Here is a 16871-nt window from a genome sequence, read left to right on the forward strand (position 1 = left end):
GCGTTGCCGTCCGGAGATTCCGGAGGCGCCGTCGCTGCGGTTCGGGGGCCTCGTCTGCTGTTGCGGACGACCACCGGTCCACGGGCTACCAGGGTATCAGCGACAAAGGGAGCCTGCTTCCGGCCACGCCCCGCTCGCTGACCTCCCATGATCAACGCCGACCGCACCCGCCCCACCCGTTCGGCTCAGATTCGTTGCTGAGACCGTCGCGCAGATCATCCGGGTGCGTCGTATCCTGCTCGGACACTCGCTCCGGGCGAGGTACCGAGCTCATAGGTTCCCCCACAACGCCCCCTTGCGACGACCTCTTGACCCGCAGTAATGCCCTACGGGGCGACATGGCCGTTCGACTGGAGATGCACGTGGCCGGGCGCATCGAGGATTACGCACTCATCGGAGACATGCAGACCGCCGCCCTGGTCTGCCGGGACGGCACAGTGGACTGGCTGTGCCTTCCCCGCTTCGATTCACACGCCGTTTTCGCTGGACTGCTGGGTACCGAGGAGCATGGCTTCTGGCGCCTGGGACCGGCGCGGGAGGACGGGGCGGAGCCGCTCTGTGCGGACCGCCGCCGCTACCGCGGGGACTCCCTCATCCTGGAATCGGAATGGGACACACCACGCGGAACGGTCAGGGTGACCGATTTCATGCCGCCTCGTGACGGTGCACCGCAGGTGATCCGGATCGTGGAGGGGATCAGCGGCCGGGTGGACATGCGCTCCGAGCTGCGGATGCGGTTCAGCTACGGGCGGGTCACGCCGTGGGTCCACAAGGTCGACGGCCGTACGGTCGCCGTCGCAGGACCGGATTCCGTCTGGCTGGACACCCCCGCCGACACATATGGCGAGAAACTGACGACGTATTCCGATTTCACGGTCGCGCCCGGCGACCGGATCGCGTTCACGATCAGCTGGCAGCCCTCGCACCACGAGTCGCCCGGCCTGCCGGACCCCGACGGCTCGCTGGACGCGACCGCGGACTTCTGGCGTGAATGGGTCGAGCAGTGCACCTACCACGGGCCCTACCGCGAGGCCGTGGTCCGTTCCCTGATCACCCTCAAGGCCCTGACGTACGCGCCGACCGGCGGCATCGTCGCCGCGCCGACCACCTCGCTGCCCGAGGACATCGGCGGCTCCCGGAACTGGGACTACCGCTACACCTGGCTGCGCGACGCCGCGATCACCCTCTCCTCGCTGCTGCGCACCGGCTACCGCGAGGAGGCCCGCGCCTGGCGCGAGTGGCTGCTGCGGGCGGTCGCGGGCGACCCGGAGAACCTGCAGATCATGTACGGCATCGCGGGCGAGCGCGAGCTGGGCGAGGCGGAGCTGGACTGGCTGCCGGGTTACGAGAACTCCGGCCCTGTCCGGGTCGGCAACGGCGCCGCGGGCCAGCTCCAGCTGGATGTGTACGGCGAGGTCACCGAGGCCCTGCACCTCGCCCATATGACGGGCCTGACCCGCAACGACTACGCGACGGGCCTCCAGCTCAAGCTGATCGAGTACCTGGAGAAGCACTGGGACGAGCCGGACGAGGGCATCTGGGAGGTGCGCGGCCCGCGCCGCCACTTCGTCCACTCGAAGGTGATGGCCTGGGTCGCCGTCGACCGCACCATCAAGCTGATCGAGTCCGGGGACGCTGAGGGGCCGCTGGAGCGGCTGCGCGAGCTGCGTGACGACATCCACCGTGATGTCTGCGACCGGGGCTACGACAAGGACCGCAACACCTTCACCCAGTCCTACGGATCGAAGGAGCTGGACGCCTCTCTCCTCCTGATCCCGCAGATGGGCTTCCTGCCGCCGGACGACAAGCGCGTGATCGGCACGATCGAGGCGATCCAGCGCGAGCTGTCCACGGAGGACGGCTTCGTGCTGCGCTACCCCACCAAGGGCGAGGACGCGGGCGTCGACGGTCTGGAGGGCGACGAGGGCGCGTTCCTGGCCTGCTCGTTCTGGCTGGCGGACGACCTGGCGATGATCGGCCGCGTCGACGAGGCACGCCAGCTCTTCGAGCGACTCCTGTCCCTGCGCAACGACCTGGGCCTGCTCGCGGAGGAGTGGGACCCCCGGCTGCAACGCCAGGTGGGGAACTTCCCCCAGGCGTTCAGTCATGTCCCGCTGATCGACACGGCACTACGCCTGACAGCAAGCGGAGCGTACGTAGGCTGACCCGGTTCTCGGTGGTGCGGGCTGCTCACGGGCGGCCCGCACCACCGCGCGGCAGACCTCTGCCGTCACCGCACACCACAGCAGTGCCGACCTCACACCCCCGTCACGACGGGCAGGGCGGACGGCTGTCCCCATTCGCTCCAGGATCCGTCGTATACGGCCAGCTCGCGGTAGCCCGCAAGCTCGGCCCCCAGTGCCAGGATGCAGGCGGTGACGCCCGATCCGCAGCTGAAGAAGAGTCGCTCCCGCTCCCCCGCGAGGTCGGTGAACGCGGCGCGCAGCTCGTCCGCCGGGCGCATCCGGCCGTCGCGCTGGGTCTCGGCGAAGGGCAGATTGACCGCCCCCGGCATATGGCCGGCGCGCAGCCCCGGCCGTGGCTCGGCGACCGCGCCGGCGAACCGCTCCCGGGAGCGGGCGTCGAAGACGGCCGCGGCGGGGTCGGCCAGCGCCGCAACCACCTCGTCGCTGCCGACGATCAGCCCCGGGCGCGGCCGGGCCTTGAAGTCACCGCGCACCACGGCTGGCGCGGGCCGATCGCTCTCCAGCGGCAGCCCGGCACCGGTCCAGGCGGGCAGGCCGCCGTCGAGCACCGCCGCCCGGTCGAAGCCCATCGCCCGCAGCATCCACCAGGCACGCGCGCTGGAGTAGACGCCCGCGCAGTCGTAGACGACGACGGTGTCCGTGTCGTCGACGCCGAGGGAGCGCAGTTCCTCGGTGAACCGGTCGGCGTCGGGCATCGTGTGCGGCAGCGGTCCGGAGTGATCGGACAGCGCCCCGTCGATGTCGAAGGCCCGCGCTCCCGCAATCCGCTGCTCGCAATCCCGGTGCGCGCCCACCGAGGCATCGAGAACCACCAGCCCGCGCCCGCCCAGCCGCGACGCGAGCCAGTCGACCCCGACCACCGGGCCGGGAAGCGGGCCCGGAATGTCTTTCCCAGCTGCACACGCCGATACGTCGTCGCTCACGTCTGCTCCAAGTCCGGGTCCAGGCCCAGGCCCAGGTCCGGGTCCAGGTCCAGTGATGAGGCCGGTCCGAGCGAACCGTACGACTCCCGCGGCGGACTCCCCGACACCGCCTCCCGCGCCCGGGGCCGGTACCTTCCTGGATCAGGGGCTACCGCCCGTCCGACCCGAGTGGAAGCGCGAGGCCAGAGCCAGTGGAGACGCAAGGCGGAATCACCGTGCAGCGGGCCCTTGAGCTGCCGGGGCTGCGCAGCGGGCTCCCGGAGGTGGTGACCGGCGCGGACCGGCTGAACCGTACGGTGCGCTGGGTACACGCGGGCGAGGTCCCCAACATCGCTTCGCTGCTCAAGGGCGGTGAGCTGCTGCTCACCACCGGCCTGGGGCTCGGTACCCGCCCCGCCGAGCAGCGCGCCTTCGTCCGCAGGCTCGCCGACCGCAAGATCGCCGCCCTGGTGGTGGAGCTCGGACCGCGCTTCAGCAGGCTGCCCGCGTCGATCGTGGACGCCGCCCGCGCGGCCGGTCTGCCGCTGGTTCAGCTGCACCGCGAGGTGCCGTTCGTGACGGTGACCGAGGAGATCCACACCGAGATCGTCAACGGCCACTACGCGCTGCTGCGGCGGGCCGAGGACGTGCACCGGCGGTGTACGCAGGCGCTGCTCGGCGGCGGTGGGGTGCCGCAGGTGCTGGGCATCCTGGCGGACTTCGCGGCCAACCCGGTGTTCCTGGAGACGGCGGACGGCCAGCTGCTGTACGCGGCGGGCCCCGCGTCCGGCCCGGTGTCCGCCGACCCGCTCCAGGTGTGGGGCGGGATGCGCGGAGACCGGGCGGCCCGCGAGACACCGCCCACCGGTTCGGTGCTGGTGGATGTGCCGGGCGGCGGGCCGGGGACCGGGGCGGTACGGGCCAGGCTGGTGCTGCTGGCCGTGGCCGGGCCGCTGGTCACGGTGCACCGGATGGCGGCGGAGCGGGCGGCGGGCATTCTCGCCGTCGTGCTGATGCAGGCCCGCCAGGAGGAGGAGCTCGCCGCGCGCGGCCGGGGCGACTTCCTGACAGATCTCGCGGAGGGCCGGATCACGCCGGAGGACGCGCCGGCGCAGGCCCGCGTACTGGGCTTCAGGGCGGGTGAGATGCCGCTGCTGCCGGTGGTGATGCGCCTGGCCCCCGAGCTGTCCGTGTCGGGGAACTGGGCGCTGCTGGCGCGGGCTGTGCTGGAGGAGCTCTCGTCGGTGGGGGTGCCGGTGCTCCTCGGCGTACGGCCAGTGGAGGGCCGCGTTCCGGTGCTCCTGGGACTGCGGTCCGAGTCGGAGCGCACGGTGGTCGCGGACCGGGTCGCGGCGGCGCTGCGGGCGGGCGTGGAGCGGGCCGGTCTGGAGCGTGCCGGATCGCATCCGCCGGTCGTGGTGGTGGGTGTGGCGGGCGGCTGGGCGGCGGCCGGGGCGGGGCTGCGGCACGCGGCGGAGACGGCGACGGCCGCGCACGGTCTCAGCGACCGGCCCTGGTACGACGCCCGGCGCCTGGACATCGATCTGCTGCTCTGGCGGCTGCGCGACCACCCGGATCTGGCTGCGTTCGTGGACCGGGCGATCGGTCCGCTGCTCGATCACGACCGCACCTCGCGCCCCGCGCTGCTGCCGACGCTGGAGACGTATCTGGCCCACGCGGGCCGCAAGGCGGAGACGGCACGCGAGCTGCATCTGAACCGTCAGACGCTGTACAACCGGCTGGCCCGCATCGGCGAGCTGCTCGGCACCGACCTGGACGACCCCCAGGCGGTCCTGGCCCTGAGCCTGGCTCTGCGGGCCCGCCGCCACATCTCGTAGCCCCTGGACCCGTCCGACAAGCAGTCAGCTACCGTGCCCGCACCAGCGGTTGAGTCAACTCATCGTAGATGCTGAGCACTTGAGTGATCGTGTCGTCCTCCGTCGGCCAACTCGCGGCCTGCGCGAGCCCCGCCGCCACCAGCTCGGCGCGCCGCTCCGGATCACCGAGCAGTCTGACCACCACCCGCGCGAGCGCCTCCGCGTTTCCGTACGGTACGAGCTCCGCCCCGTCGCCCACGAGTTCGGGCACCCCTCCGACCGCGGTGGCGACCAGCGGAACTCCGAGCCGCAGCGCCTCCTGGGCGAGCACCGAGCGCGCCTCCCAGCGGCTGGACAGCACGGCCAGATCGGCGACGGCGAGGATTTCGGCGACATCGTCGCGGCTGCCGATGAGCCGGACGGGCAGCTCCTCGCTCCTGATCCGGCGCTGCAGAGCGGCACGCTCACGCCCCTCCCCCACGACGACCAGCAGCGGTACCGGGTCGAGTTGGCGCCATGCCCGTGCGGCATCGAGAAGCATGTCGTACCCGTGATGCGGCACGAGACTCCCGTACGAGACGATCAACGGCCGCCCCACGGCGCCGAGTTCGGCCCGGACCTTGCCTTCGTGGACGACGGGGGACACGTGCGTGACGGGGGCGGAGACCTGCGAGAGCCGGGCGTCGCGCGCCCCCCGGTGCCGTGCCCGGTCGACCAGGTCGGATGTCGTACCGAGCACAACTGCCGCCGCGCGGACGGCCCTTCGTTCCATCAGATGAAGCAGCCGGCTGCGGGCTCCGCCTTCGGCATGGGCGCGGGCGTGCCAGGTGACGACCAGCGGGATACGGCAGCCGCCGAGTGCGAGAGCGGTGCGCACGGCGGCGTGCAGACCGTGCGCGTGGACCACGTCCGCCGTCAGGCAGACGGTACGCAGCGTGGCGACGGCCGCGGGATCGCTGCGCCGCGGTACGAGGGCGAACCGGGCCCCCGTACCGGAGAAGTCGTGGGCGCGGTCCAGTTCGGCCGGGGCGCAGACGGTGACGTGCACGCCCCTCGCCACCAGCCCCGCGGCCAGCGAACCGACGTGGGCGCTGCTGCCCGCGCTGCCTCCGCCCAGGACTTGGACCGTACGCAGCTGTGACACGTTGAATGGCTCCCGGGGGTCCCGAGTGGGCGGTGATGGGCACCGTCAAGGATGCCAGTCCGTACGCACGTTCCGGCACAGTCGGGCCGCTGTCCCGCTGCATACAACAGCAACCGGCCATGACGTACCACTCGTACGGGTGAGAGCGTGGCGCGATGTTGCCGCGCTCGTGCGCCTGGCCTCCCCCGTCAGCGGTCCGACAGCGCCTGGGCGAGCCGGCTGACCCTGTCCCCGTACACCGTCGCCGCGACAAGCCCCGCCGCATGGGCGACGAGCCCGGCCCGGCCGCTGCCCGCGACGATGGCGACGCCGAGTGCGGCGCCCAGGGCGTGGGCCCCGGTGTCCCCGATCATGGTGCGCTGCCCCAGGTCGTCGGCGACGAGGGCCGCCACGGCCCCCATCGGTGCGGCGGCGAGCGCGCCCCGTGGCAGGCCGGGGGCCCCGAGGGCGAGCACGGTGACGGCGGCCGCGGCGGGCCGTACGTCCGTCAGATTGACCAGGTGCGCGGTCGCGGCGATCACGGCCCCGGCGAGAATCCGGTCGGCGGGACGCTCCTTGAGCAGCGCACCGGCCGCGAGCCCGGCGGCCCCGATCCCGAAGAGCTTCACGGCCCCGCTGGTCACCTCGCCGTCCCGCAGCGCGCCCAGGTGTGCCCGGAACCCGCGGCGCGGATCGTCCGCCCCGACGAGGTCGTCGTACGCACCGCAGCCACCGGCCGCGAGTACGGCGAGCGCGGCGGCGTACCGGGTGCGGGCGGGCAGCGGGAGGACGGCGGCCCCGGCCGCGGCTCCGAGGGCGGCGGCCGGTCCCGCGTACAGGTCGACGGTGCGGCCCGCGTAGTTGGTGCGCTGCCAGCGCCGGTGCGGACGGGTCCGCAGCGCCCGGTACACACCCCCCGCGACGGCGGCGGCGACGGCACCGGACACGGCGGCCCTGCTGAACGTTGCTCCCATACGCGCCAGGCTACGCAGCGGCCCACCGGGGCCGTCCGGGGGGCGGGCGGACCTGGACGGCAAGCCCACCCGGCACCTGGACAAGAATCACGAGCCGGGCGCCCCCGAACCCCCGCTACCCGTCCGCCCGTGCCGCGGCCAGCAGCTCCTCCGCGTGGGCCCGGGCCGTCTGCGAGTCCTCCTGGCCCGCGAGCATCCGGGACAGTTCCCGTACCCGGTCCTCGCCCTCCAGGACCGTGACCCCACTGCTGGTCACCGCCCCGTCGACGGTCTTCTCGACGAGCAGCTGCCGGTCGGCGAAGGCCGCCACCTGAGGCAGGTGCGTGACGACGACCACCTGCGCGGACCTGGCGAGCTTCGCGAGCCGCCGCCCGACCTCCACGGCCGCCTTGCCGCCGACGCCCGCGTCGACCTCGTCGAAGAGGTACGTGGGTACGGGATCGGAGCCGGCGAAGACCACCTCGACGGCCAGCATCACCCGGGACAGCTCACCGCCCGACGCGCCCTTGGCGATCGCCCGCGGCTGGGCGCCGGGGTGCGGGGCCAGCAGCAGTTCGACCTCGTCGGCGCCGGACGGCCCGTAGAGCACGCTCCGGCCGCCGATCTCGATGCCGGACGCCTCGTCGGCAGCCTCGGTCTGCCGGATGTCGAAGGAGACCCGGGCGTGCGGCATCGCCAGGGACGCCAGCTCCGCCGTCACCGCCTCGGCGAAGCGCTCCGCCGCCCCCGTGCGTGCATCGGTCAACGCCTGCCCGAGACCGGAGAGTTCGGCGCGCAGCGCATCGCGCTCCGCGGTCAGCTCGCCGATGCGGTCGTCGTCGCCCTCCAGCTCGGTGAGCCGGGCGGCTCCTTCCTCGGCCCAGGCGAGGACGGCGGCGATGTCCTCGCCGTACTTGCGGGTGAGTCCGGTGAGCGCGGCGCGGCGCTCCTCCACGGCGGCGAGCCGCAGCGGATCGGCGTCCAGCTGGTCGGCGTACCCGGCCAGTTCGCCCGCCACATCGGCGAGCAGGATCGAGATCTCGCCGATCCGGTCGGCAAGCGCGGCCAGCGCCGGATCGTGGGCACGTACCGCGTCCAGGGACCGTCCGGCGGCCGCGACCACGGTCGTCGCGTCGACGCCCTCCGGGTCCTCCGGGTTGCCCGCGAGCGCGGTGTGCGCGAGGGCCGCCGCGGAAGCGAGCGCTTCGGCGTGGCCGAGCCGTTCGGCCTCGGCGGCCAGGTCGGCGTCCTCCCCCGCCAGGGGTTCGACGGCGGCGATCTCGCCCAGCCCGAAGCGCAGCAGATCCGCTTCCTGGGCGCGTTCACGGGCACGCGTCGTCAGCTCGTCCAGCTCCGTGACGACGGCCCGCAGCCGCCGGTACGCCGCCGCGTACTTGGCATGCGGCGCGGCGACGCCGTCGCCCGCGTACCGGTCGAGTGCCTGCCGCTGCCGCGCCGGCTTGAGCAGCCCCTGCTGGTCGGTCTGGCCGTGCACGGCGACGAGTTCGTCGGCGAGCTCGGCGAGCACCCCCACCGGCACGGATCTGCCGCCCAGGTGCGCCCGGGAGCGCCCCTCCGCGGAGACGGTACGGCTGATCAACAGCGCACCGTCGTCGAATTCGGCCCCCGCCTCCTCGGCCCGCAGGGCCACGGCATCGCCCGCGGACACCGTGATCCGCCCCTCGACGACCGCGGCCTTGGCCCCGATCCGTACCAGGGCGGGGTCGGCGCGCCCGCCGAGCAGCAGCCCCAGGCTGGTGACGACCATGGTCTTGCCCGCGCCGGTCTCGCCCGTCACCGCGGTGAAACCGGGTGACAGCTCCACCACCGCGTCGTCGATGACTCCGAGCGACCGTATCCGCATCTCCTCCAACACGGACATGACCTTACGAGGTCCGGGCCCCGATGTGCGACGGACCCCGCCTGCCGGTGTTCACTCTCCCGTGTGCACCTGGAGCATTCGCACCGCCTCCGGGGGAATGTCCGCCGGTCAGTGCGGTGCGCCCCGCCATCCCGAGACGGGCAGGGCGAACTTCGCCACCAGCCGGTCGGTGAACGAGGCGTGGTGCAGCCGCGCGAGCCGTACTGGCACCGCACCGCGCCGCACCTCGACCCGCGCGCCGGCGGGCAGCTCCACGGTCCTGCGCCCGTCGCACCACAGCACCCCGTGCGGGGTGTGCTGCTGGACCTCGACGGCGAGCACCGAGGTCGGCGAGGTCACCAGCGGCTTGGCGAACAGCGCGTGGGCGCTGATCGGCACCATCAGCAGTGCCTCGACCTCGGGCCAGACGACGGGTCCGCCCGCCGAGAAGGCATAGGCGGTGGATCCGGTCGGGGTCGCGCAGACGATCCCGTCGCAGCCGAACCCGGTGACAGGCCGGCCGTCGATCTCCAGGACGACCTCCAGCATCCGCTCGGGCGACACCTTCTGCACGGCGGCTTCGTTGAGCGCCCAGTCGGTGTGGACGATGTCGCCGTTGCTGTGCACGACGACGTCGAGCGTCATGCGCTCCTCGACCTGGTACGCCCGGGTGACGACGCGGTCGACGACCTTGTCCAGGTCGTCCCGCTCGGCCTCGGCGAGAAAGCCGACCCGGCCGAGGTTGACGCCGAGCATCGGCACCCCGGAGGCGCGGGCGAGTTCGGCGCCGCGCAGCAGCGTCCCGTCCCCGCCGAGCACGATCAGCAGCTCACAGCCGTCCACCGCCTTGGACGTGGTGTCCGTGACCGTCTCCACGGACGGTGGCAGCGGCAGATCGGCCGCCTCGGTGGCCAGCACCCGTACGCCGAGGCCGCTGCGCAGCAGTCCCTGTACGACCAGCTCGGCGCTGCGGATCGCGGCCGGACGGCCGGTGTGTGCCAAAAGAAAGACAGTTCGTGCCGCATTCGTCGTCAACGAGGCCCCTCCGCCACTGCACGGTCGACATCCGCGGGATCCAGCTCAGGTGCGCCGGCCCGCAGCCACAGAAAGTACTCGACATTTCCCGAGGGCCCCGGCAGCGGGCTCGCCGTCACCCCTCGCACTCCGAGGCCCAGCGCCCAGGCCCGGCGCGCCACCTCCCGTACCGCCTCGGCCCGCAGCTCGGGGCTGCGCACCACGCCACCGCTGCCGAGCCGTTCCTTGCCCACCTCGAACTGCGGCTTGACCATGAGGACCAGGTCCGCGTCGGGTGCGGCGCAGCGCGCCAGAGCGGGCAGGACGAGCCCCAGCGGGATGAACGACAGATCGCCGACCACCAGGTCCACCGCCTTCCCGTCGATGTCCTCCAGCGTCAATTCCCGTACGTTGGTACGGTCCTTGACGGTGACGCGTTCATCGGACTGCAGCGACCAGGCGAGCTGCCCGTAACCGACGTCGACGGCGAGGACATGACCGGCGCCGGCCCGCAGCAGTACGTCGGTGAAGCCGCCGGTCGACGCCCCGGCGTCCAGCGCCCGCCGCCCCTCGACCTTCAGCCCGAGGGGCACGAAAGCGGCGAGGGCGCCGGCGAGCTTGTGCCCGCCGCGCGAGACGTACTCGGGGTCGCTGTCGTCCTTGATCACGACGACGGCCGCGCTGGTCTCGACCTGGGTGGCAGGCTTGGTCGCGGTGTTTCCGCCGACGGTCACCCGCCCCGCGGCGATCAGCTGGCTCGCATGTTCGCGTGAGCGGGCGAGATTACGGCGCACCAGCTCGGCGTCGAGGCGGCGACGTGCCACTCCTGCCACGTTCGGTTCAGCTCCTGTTGTTGTACGAGGGCATCGGTGCGGGTACCGGTGCGGGTGCGGGCCTGGCGTCCAGCGCGGTCAGCGCGTCACGCAGCCCACGGTGTACATCCTCGTACACCTCGATGTGTCCGTCCGCCGGGAGGTGGTCCGCGTCGGCGAGGCGCTCCAGCCGCGCGTCGACGTCGGCGTTGCCGGTGGGGGTGCGCCCGACGCCGAGGGGCCGGGGCGCGGCGGGGTCGAGAGGGGTCGCGGCGGCCAGGGCCGCAGCCTCGTACAACGGGTCTTCCGCAGCGCCCCCGGGCGTCGCTCCGGGCGCTGTCCCGGCCGCCGTCCCGGGCTCCGGCATCGAGTCGCTCATGCGGGAAACGCTACCGCGAAGGGCTGCGGTACCGTCGGTCACGATGGCGACCATGGCAGAGTGCCGCAGCGCACTCGACAAACTTTCCGACAACCTCGCGGGGGCCGACGGCGACGTGCGCAGCGCGGCTGCCCTCGACCGCTCGCTGAGCTGCCACATCAAGGATCTCGACATCACCTTCACCGGCCGGCTGACCAATGGCCGGATCCAGGTCCTGGACACGGCCGACGGCCCGCCACGGGAGAGAGCCGAGATCCGGCTCGCCATGACCGGCGACGACCTGGTGGCCATGGTGAACGGCGAGTTGCACTTCGCGAGGGCGTGGGGTGCGGGCCGGGTCCGTCTGGAGGCCGGTTTCCGCGATCTGCTGAGGCTCAGGGCGCTGCTGTAGCCGCCTCTCCCGGCCCGTCCAGCGGCCGGGAGCGGGTTTCCTGTCCGGTCAGCCTGCCGCTTGCGCCCCGGCGGACTCCTTGCCCTGTACGCCCACGCCCACTCCGCCACCGCGGGGCTTGCGCGCGGCAGGCACCACCAACGGCGTTCCGGTCTCCGGATCGTCGATGACCTGGCAGCGCAGCCCGAAGACCCGCTCCGCCAGTTCCGCGGTGACGACGTCACCGGGCGCCCCCTCGGCGATCACCTCACCCTCCCTCATCGCGATGAGGTGGGTGGCGTACCGGGCGGCGTGATTCAGATCGTGCAGGACGGCCACCAGAGTGCGTCCCTGCGTCTCGTGCAGCTCCGCGCAGAGGTCGAGGACATCGATCTGGTGCTGGATGTCGAGATACGTCGTCGGCTCGTCGAGCAGCAGCAGCGGCGTCTGCTGGGCGAGCGCCATGGCGATCCAGACACGCTGCCGCTGCCCGCCGGACAATTCATCGACATAGCGATCAGCCAGTGCACCGACGCCGGTCGCCGCCATCGATTCCTCGACAATGCGTTCGTCGTCGGGCGACCACTGACGCAGCAGCCCCTGGTGCGGATACCGGCCGCGCCCGACGAGATCGGCGACGGTGATGCCGTCCGGCGCTATGGAGGACTGCGGCAGCAGCCCCAGCGTCCTGGCGACCTTCTTCGCCGGCATCCCGTGGATGGTCTGCCCGTCCAGGAGCACCCGCCCGCTCTCCGGCTTCAGCATCCGCGAGAGCGCGCGCAACAGCGTCGACTTGCCACAAGCGTTGGGGCCGACGATCACCGTGAACGAGTTGTCGGGGATCTCGACCGAGAGATTCTCCGCAATGACCCGCCGGTCGTAGCCGAGGGTCACCGATTCCGCGGTGAGGCGCTGCATGGTCGTACTCCCGGAGTCTGAGGTGATCGGGGTGCGAGGGGTCGTCCCCCGCCACGAGCGGAGGCCGGGTCCGAGCCCGGCACCGCCGGCCCGGCGTTTCGGCCATCCGGACGGCGACACGCCGACCAGGACAAAGTTAGGTTAGCCTACCCTCCTTTGCGCCCGAATCACCGGGAGCCGCCCCTCACAGCCCCAGCCTGGCGACCGCCTTCCCCGCGTCCAGCCCGCAGGAGCCGTCTCCGGCGTACGACCAGGCCGCACCGCAGAGCGCGCGCAGCCCGTCGAGCACATCCCCGTCGCCTTCCAGCGCCAGGTCGCCACCACGCACCGAGGCCGTCCAGCCGCCGCAGCCGAACCCGTCACCCGTACGCGTCACCTCGGGCTGCCCGGTCAGCAGCCCCCGCAGATCCGCGTCCACGTACGTCGGCCGGTGCTCCGGCGAGGCCGCCACCAGCTGCGCCGCGTCCGTCACCCCGGTGAGCACCAGCAGCGAGTCCACACCACCGTTGGACGCGCCCTCGATGTCCGTGTCCAGCCGGTCCCCGACCACCAGCGGGCGCCGGGCCCCGGTCCGCAGCACCGTCTCCCGGTGCATCGGCGGCAACGGCTTCCCGGCGACCTGCGGCTCGGCCCCGGTCGCGATCCGTACGACCTCCACCGCCGCGCCGTTGCCCGGCGCGATCCCGCGGGCGCTGGGAATCGTCAGATCGGTATTGGACGCGAACCACGGCACCCCACGGGCAATCGCATACGCGGCCTCGGCGAACCGCCCCCACGCCATGTCGGGCCCGCCGTACCCCTGCGCCACCGCGACCGGCTCGTCGTCCGCCGACTCCACCGGCACCAGACCGCGCTCGGCCAGCGCGACCCTCAGCCCCTCGCCCCCGACCACGAGCACTCGCGCCCCGGCCGGCAGTTGATCGGCCATCAGCCTGGCTACCGCCTGCGCCGAGGTGATCACATCGGCGGGCTCGGCCGGAACCCCCAGCTCGGTCAGGTGCGCGGCCACCGCGGCCGGGGTCCGCAGGGCGTTGTTGGTCACATACGCCAGGTGCATCCCTCCGTCCCGCGCCGCTCCGAGCGAGTCGACGGCATGGACGATCGCCCGGCCGCCCGCGTACACCACCCCGTCGAGATCGAGCAGCGCCGTGTCGTACGCCTCGTTCAACGCGGTGCTGCTGCCGCTCGGCCCGGTCCTGCTCGCCTGACTCATTCTTTGCGCTCCTCATTCCATGCTTCTGTCCCGATCATCGCGCATCCCGGCCGCACACATACGATGCAGAAATGAACACATCAGGTCCGGCCGGGCAGGGACTGCGTCTGATCCCGTTCCGTGGACTGCGCTACGTCCCCGAGCGGGTCGGCAGCCTCGCCGCGGTGACCTCGCCGCCGTACGACGTCGTCGTGCGCCCCGACGGGCTGCACCACCTGGAGTCGGCGGATCCGTACAACATCGTCCGGCTGATACTGCCGCAGGCCGACACGGCCGCCGCACGCCACGCACAGGCCGCCGAGACCCTGGACCGCTGGCTGGCCGAGGGCATACTCGCTCCCGATTCCGAGCCCGCGCTGTACGTCTACGAGCAGCGCAACGCCGAGATCCTGCAGCGCGGCATCGTCGGGGCGCTGGCGCTCTCCGCCCCTGCCGACGGCATCGTGCTGCCGCACGAGGACGTGATGGCCCATGTCGTCGAGGACCGGGCCGACCTGATGCGCACCACGGCCGCCCACCTCGAACCGCTGCTGCTCACCTACCGCGGCGACGGCAACGAAGACGCCTCGGGCGCGACGGCGGTCATCGAGCGGACCATCGAGCATCCACCGCTGCTCGCCACCACCACCGAGGACGGCTACAGCCACCGGCTGTGGGCGGTCACCGACCCGGCCGACCGGTCCGAGATCGAGGCCGATCTCGCCCGCCACCAGGCCCTGATCGCCGACGGTCACCACCGCTGGGCCACCTACCTCCGCCTCCAGCAGGAACACACCGCCCCCGGCCCCTGGGACTTCGGCCTGGTCCTCCTCGTCGACACGGCCCGCTACCCGCTCCGGGTCCGCGCCATCCACCGGCTGCTGCACCGCCTCCCGGTCGCCGACGCGCTCGCCGCGCTGGACGGTGTCTTCCGTGTCCGCACCGTCCAGGGCCCGCTGCCCCGGGCCCTGGACGCACTCGCCGAGGCGGCCGCCGAGGGCAACGCGTTCCTCCTCGCGGGCGACGGCGCCTTCCACCTCATCGACCGCCCCGACGCGGACCTGCTGTCCCGTACGATTCCGGCCGACCGCCCGGCCGCCTGGCGGAACCTCGACGCCACGGTTCTGCACTCGGCCCTGCTCGACCACGTCTGGCAGATCCCCGACACCCCGGAACACATCGCGTACATACACGACACCGAGGCCGCCGTCGAACAGGCCGAACGGCACAACGCCACGGCGGTCCTGATGCATCCGGTACGTGAGGAAGTCGTCCGGGAGCTCGCCCGACAGGGCGTCACCATGCCCCGCAAGTCGACCTCGTTCGGCCCCAAGCCGGCCTCGGGCCTGGTCCTGCGAAGCCTCACTCTCGACTGACCCCACGGCAACAAAAAAGGGCGGCACCCGGATCGGGTGCCGCCCTTCTCTCATGCCTTACGACTCGGACGTGCCGTCCTCGTCCTCGTCTTCGTCCTCGTCCTTGCTCTTACCGTCGCCCCTGTCGTCGTCCGCAGCGGCGGCCGGCGCCTGAGCAGCGTCGTCCTCGTCCTCATCGAGGGCGTCGACGAACTCGACACCGTCCAGCTCGGCAAGCCGGTCCGAGGCATCGGTGGCGCCGTCCTTGTCGGCCTCCAGCGCCTTCCCGAACCACTCGCGCGCCTCGTCCTCGCGCCCCGCCGCCAGCAGCGCGTCCGCGTACGCGTAGCGCAGTCGCGGCGTCCACGGGTGCACGGCGTTCGAGGCGAGCTCGGAGCTCTGCAAGGTGACGATGGCGGCATCGATCTGCCCCATGTCCCTGCGGGCCCCGGCAGCCACCAGACGCATCTCGACCTGACCGGCCTTGTCCAGCTTCTGCACCTCGGGCTCGCCGGCCATGGCCATCGCCCGCTCGGGCCGCCCGAGCCCACGCTCGCAGTCGGCCATGACGGGCCACAGTTCCACGGAGCCGGTCATCCGCTTGGCCGCCCGGAACTCCGCCAGCGCCTCCGCGTACTTCTGCGTCGCGTACGCCGCGAACCCGGCCGCCTCACGCACAGCAGCGACCCGCGAGGCCAGCCGCAGCGCGATCCGCGAGTACGCGTACGCCTGCTCGGGGTCCTCGTCGATCAGCCGGGCGACCATGACGAGGTTCCTGGCGACATCCTCGGCCAGGGTCTTCGGCAGGCTCATCAGCTCCTGCCGGACATCCTTGTCGATCTCGTCGCCGGTGACGTCGTCAGGAATCGGAAGCCGCTTGATGGGCTCACGGTCCCGGTCGTCACGCCGCTCGTACCCACCACGGTCGTCGCGCCCCCGGTAACCCCCACCACGGCCACCACGATCGTCCCGCTGCCCGCGGTAACCCCCGCCACGGTTGTCGTCGCGGCGGAACCCGCCACCGGTACCACCGCGGCCGTCGTCGTCACGGCGAGGCCCACGCGGACGATCATCACGCCGCTCGAACCCACCACCAGAACGCCCACCACGGTCATCATCCCGACGCGGCCCACGGTACCCACCGCGGTCATCGCGACGGAACCCACCACCCGTACCACCCCGGCTGTCATCCCGACGGAACCCACCCGGACGGTCATCACGCCGGTCATCCCGACGGAACCCACCACCGGTACCGCCACGGTTGTCGTCGCGGCGGAACCCGCCACCGGTACCACCGCGGCCGTCGTCGTCACGGCGAGGCCCACGCGGACGATCATCACGCCGCTCGAACCCACCACCAGAACGCCCACCACGGTCATCATCCCGACGCGGCCCACGGTACCCACCGCGGTCGTCGTCGCGACGCGGCCCACGGTCCCGATCGCGGTCATCGCGACGGAAACCGCCACCGGAACCGCCACGGTTGTCATCACGGCGGAATCCACCACCGGAACCGCCCCGGCTGTCATCCCGACGGAACCCACCACCGGAGCCACCACCGGAGCCACCACCGCGGCTGTCGTCCCGGCGGAACCCACCACCGGTACCGCCACGGCTGTCGTCATCACGGCGAGGCCCACGCGGACGATCATCACGCCGCTCGAACCCACCACCAGAACGCCCACCACGGTCATCATCCCGACGCGGCCCACGGTACCCACCGCGGTCGTCGTCGCGACGCGGCCCACGGTCCCGATCCCGGTCATCGCGACGGAAACCGCCACCGGAACCGCCACGGTTGTCATCACGGCGGAATCCACCACCGGAACCGCCCCGGCTGTCATCCCGACGGAAACCACCACCGGAGCCACCACCGCGATTGTCGTCGCGACGCGGCCCACGGTCCCGGTCGCGGTCGTCGCGGCGGAAACCGCCGCCGCTTCCGCCGGTGGGCCGGCTGTCGTCACG

The 16871-nt window shown here is 72.4% G+C and carries 15 protein-coding genes; 4 read left to right on the forward strand and 11 right to left on the reverse strand.

What is annotated here, in order from left to right:
• Window positions 1-362: 362 nt before the first annotated feature.
• Window positions 363-2165: a glycoside hydrolase family 15 protein gene (locus tag OG507_RS08605; protein WP_327371906.1), complete on the forward strand. Its 1803-nt coding sequence runs from the start codon at window positions 363-365 to the stop codon at window positions 2163-2165.
• A gap of 92 nt (window positions 2166-2257) precedes the next feature.
• On the opposite strand, the gene OG507_RS08610 is transcribed toward OG507_RS08605, so the two are convergent.
• A complete protein-coding gene (locus tag OG507_RS08610; RefSeq protein ID WP_327366554.1) occupies window positions 2258-3130 on the reverse strand; it encodes a sulfurtransferase in 873 nt (290 codons plus the stop codon).
• A 191-nt stretch (window positions 3131-3321) separates the two neighbouring features.
• Here OG507_RS08610 and OG507_RS08615 point away from each other — a divergent pair, with 191 nt between their 5' ends.
• Window positions 3322-4947 carry a PucR family transcriptional regulator gene (locus OG507_RS08615; RefSeq protein ID WP_327366555.1) on the forward strand — a complete coding sequence of 542 codons (1626 nt, stop codon included), beginning with the start codon at window positions 3322-3324 and terminating at the stop codon, window positions 4945-4947.
• Between the two features lie 28 nt (window positions 4948-4975).
• Here the strand turns inward: OG507_RS08615 and OG507_RS08620 are convergent, their stop codons facing one another.
• The 6 genes from OG507_RS08620 to OG507_RS08645 form a co-directional block, all read right to left on the reverse strand.
• Window positions 4976-6070: a glycosyltransferase family 4 protein gene (locus tag OG507_RS08620; protein ID WP_327366556.1), complete on the reverse strand. Its 1095-nt coding sequence runs from the start codon at window positions 6068-6070 to the stop codon at window positions 4976-4978.
• Window positions 6071-6258: 188 nt separating this feature from the next.
• On the reverse strand, window positions 6259-7023 hold the full coding sequence (locus OG507_RS08625) for a hypothetical protein (RefSeq protein WP_327366557.1): 765 nt from the start codon (window positions 7021-7023) through the stop codon (window positions 6259-6261).
• 115 nt (window positions 7024-7138) lie between these two features.
• Window positions 7139-8884 (reverse strand): DNA repair protein RecN, encoded by a 1746-nt coding sequence (recN, locus tag OG507_RS08630; protein ID WP_327366558.1) that lies wholly within the window; start codon window positions 8882-8884, stop codon window positions 7139-7141.
• Window positions 8885-8992: 108 nt separating this feature from the next.
• Complete coding sequence (locus OG507_RS08635; RefSeq protein ID WP_327366559.1) at window positions 8993-9898, reverse strand: NAD kinase; 906 nt, start codon at window positions 9896-9898, stop codon at window positions 8993-8995.
• Window positions 9895-10710 (reverse strand): TlyA family RNA methyltransferase, encoded by an 816-nt coding sequence (locus OG507_RS08640; protein ID WP_327366560.1) that lies wholly within the window; start codon window positions 10708-10710, stop codon window positions 9895-9897. The genes OG507_RS08635 and OG507_RS08640 overlap by 4 nt, the downstream gene beginning before the upstream one ends.
• A 7-nt stretch (window positions 10711-10717) precedes the next feature.
• Window positions 10718-11068, reverse strand: coding sequence for a hypothetical protein (locus tag OG507_RS08645; RefSeq protein ID WP_327366561.1), 351 nt, complete (start codon window positions 11066-11068; stop codon window positions 10718-10720).
• 43 nt (window positions 11069-11111) lie between these two features.
• Between OG507_RS08645 and OG507_RS08650 the strand changes: the two genes are divergently transcribed.
• Entirely contained in the window at window positions 11112-11459 is a 348-nt protein-coding gene (locus tag OG507_RS08650; RefSeq protein WP_327366562.1) for a sterol-binding protein, read from the forward strand.
• 48 nt (window positions 11460-11507) lie between these two features.
• On the opposite strand, the gene OG507_RS08655 is transcribed toward OG507_RS08650, so the two are convergent.
• Window positions 11508-12356: an ABC transporter ATP-binding protein gene (locus tag OG507_RS08655; protein ID WP_327366563.1), complete on the reverse strand. Its 849-nt coding sequence runs from the start codon at window positions 12354-12356 to the stop codon at window positions 11508-11510.
• Window positions 12357-12540: 184 nt separating this feature from the next.
• On the reverse strand, window positions 12541-13569 hold the full coding sequence (locus tag OG507_RS08660; protein ID WP_327366564.1) for an HAD hydrolase-like protein: 1029 nt from the start codon (window positions 13567-13569) through the stop codon (window positions 12541-12543).
• Between the two features lie 71 nt (window positions 13570-13640).
• Here OG507_RS08660 and OG507_RS08665 point away from each other — a divergent pair, with 71 nt between their 5' ends.
• Window positions 13641-14924 (forward strand): DUF1015 domain-containing protein, encoded by a 1284-nt coding sequence (locus OG507_RS08665; RefSeq protein WP_327366565.1) that lies wholly within the window; start codon window positions 13641-13643, stop codon window positions 14922-14924.
• A gap of 57 nt (window positions 14925-14981) precedes the next feature.
• On the opposite strand, the gene OG507_RS08670 is transcribed toward OG507_RS08665, so the two are convergent.
• Window positions 14982-15716: a tetratricopeptide repeat protein gene (locus OG507_RS08670; protein WP_327366566.1), complete on the reverse strand. Its 735-nt coding sequence runs from the start codon at window positions 15714-15716 to the stop codon at window positions 14982-14984.
• Window positions 15716-16870, reverse strand: a complete 1155-nt coding sequence (locus OG507_RS08675) for a hypothetical protein (protein ID WP_327366567.1) — start codon at window positions 16868-16870, stop codon at window positions 15716-15718. Before OG507_RS08675 ends, OG507_RS08670 begins: the two co-directional genes overlap by 1 nt.
• Between the last annotated feature and the right edge of the window lies 1 nt (window position 16871).

The organism is Streptomyces sp. NBC_01217, from assembly GCF_035994185.1.
Classification (GTDB): Bacteria; Actinomycetota; Actinomycetes; order Streptomycetales; family Streptomycetaceae; genus Streptomyces.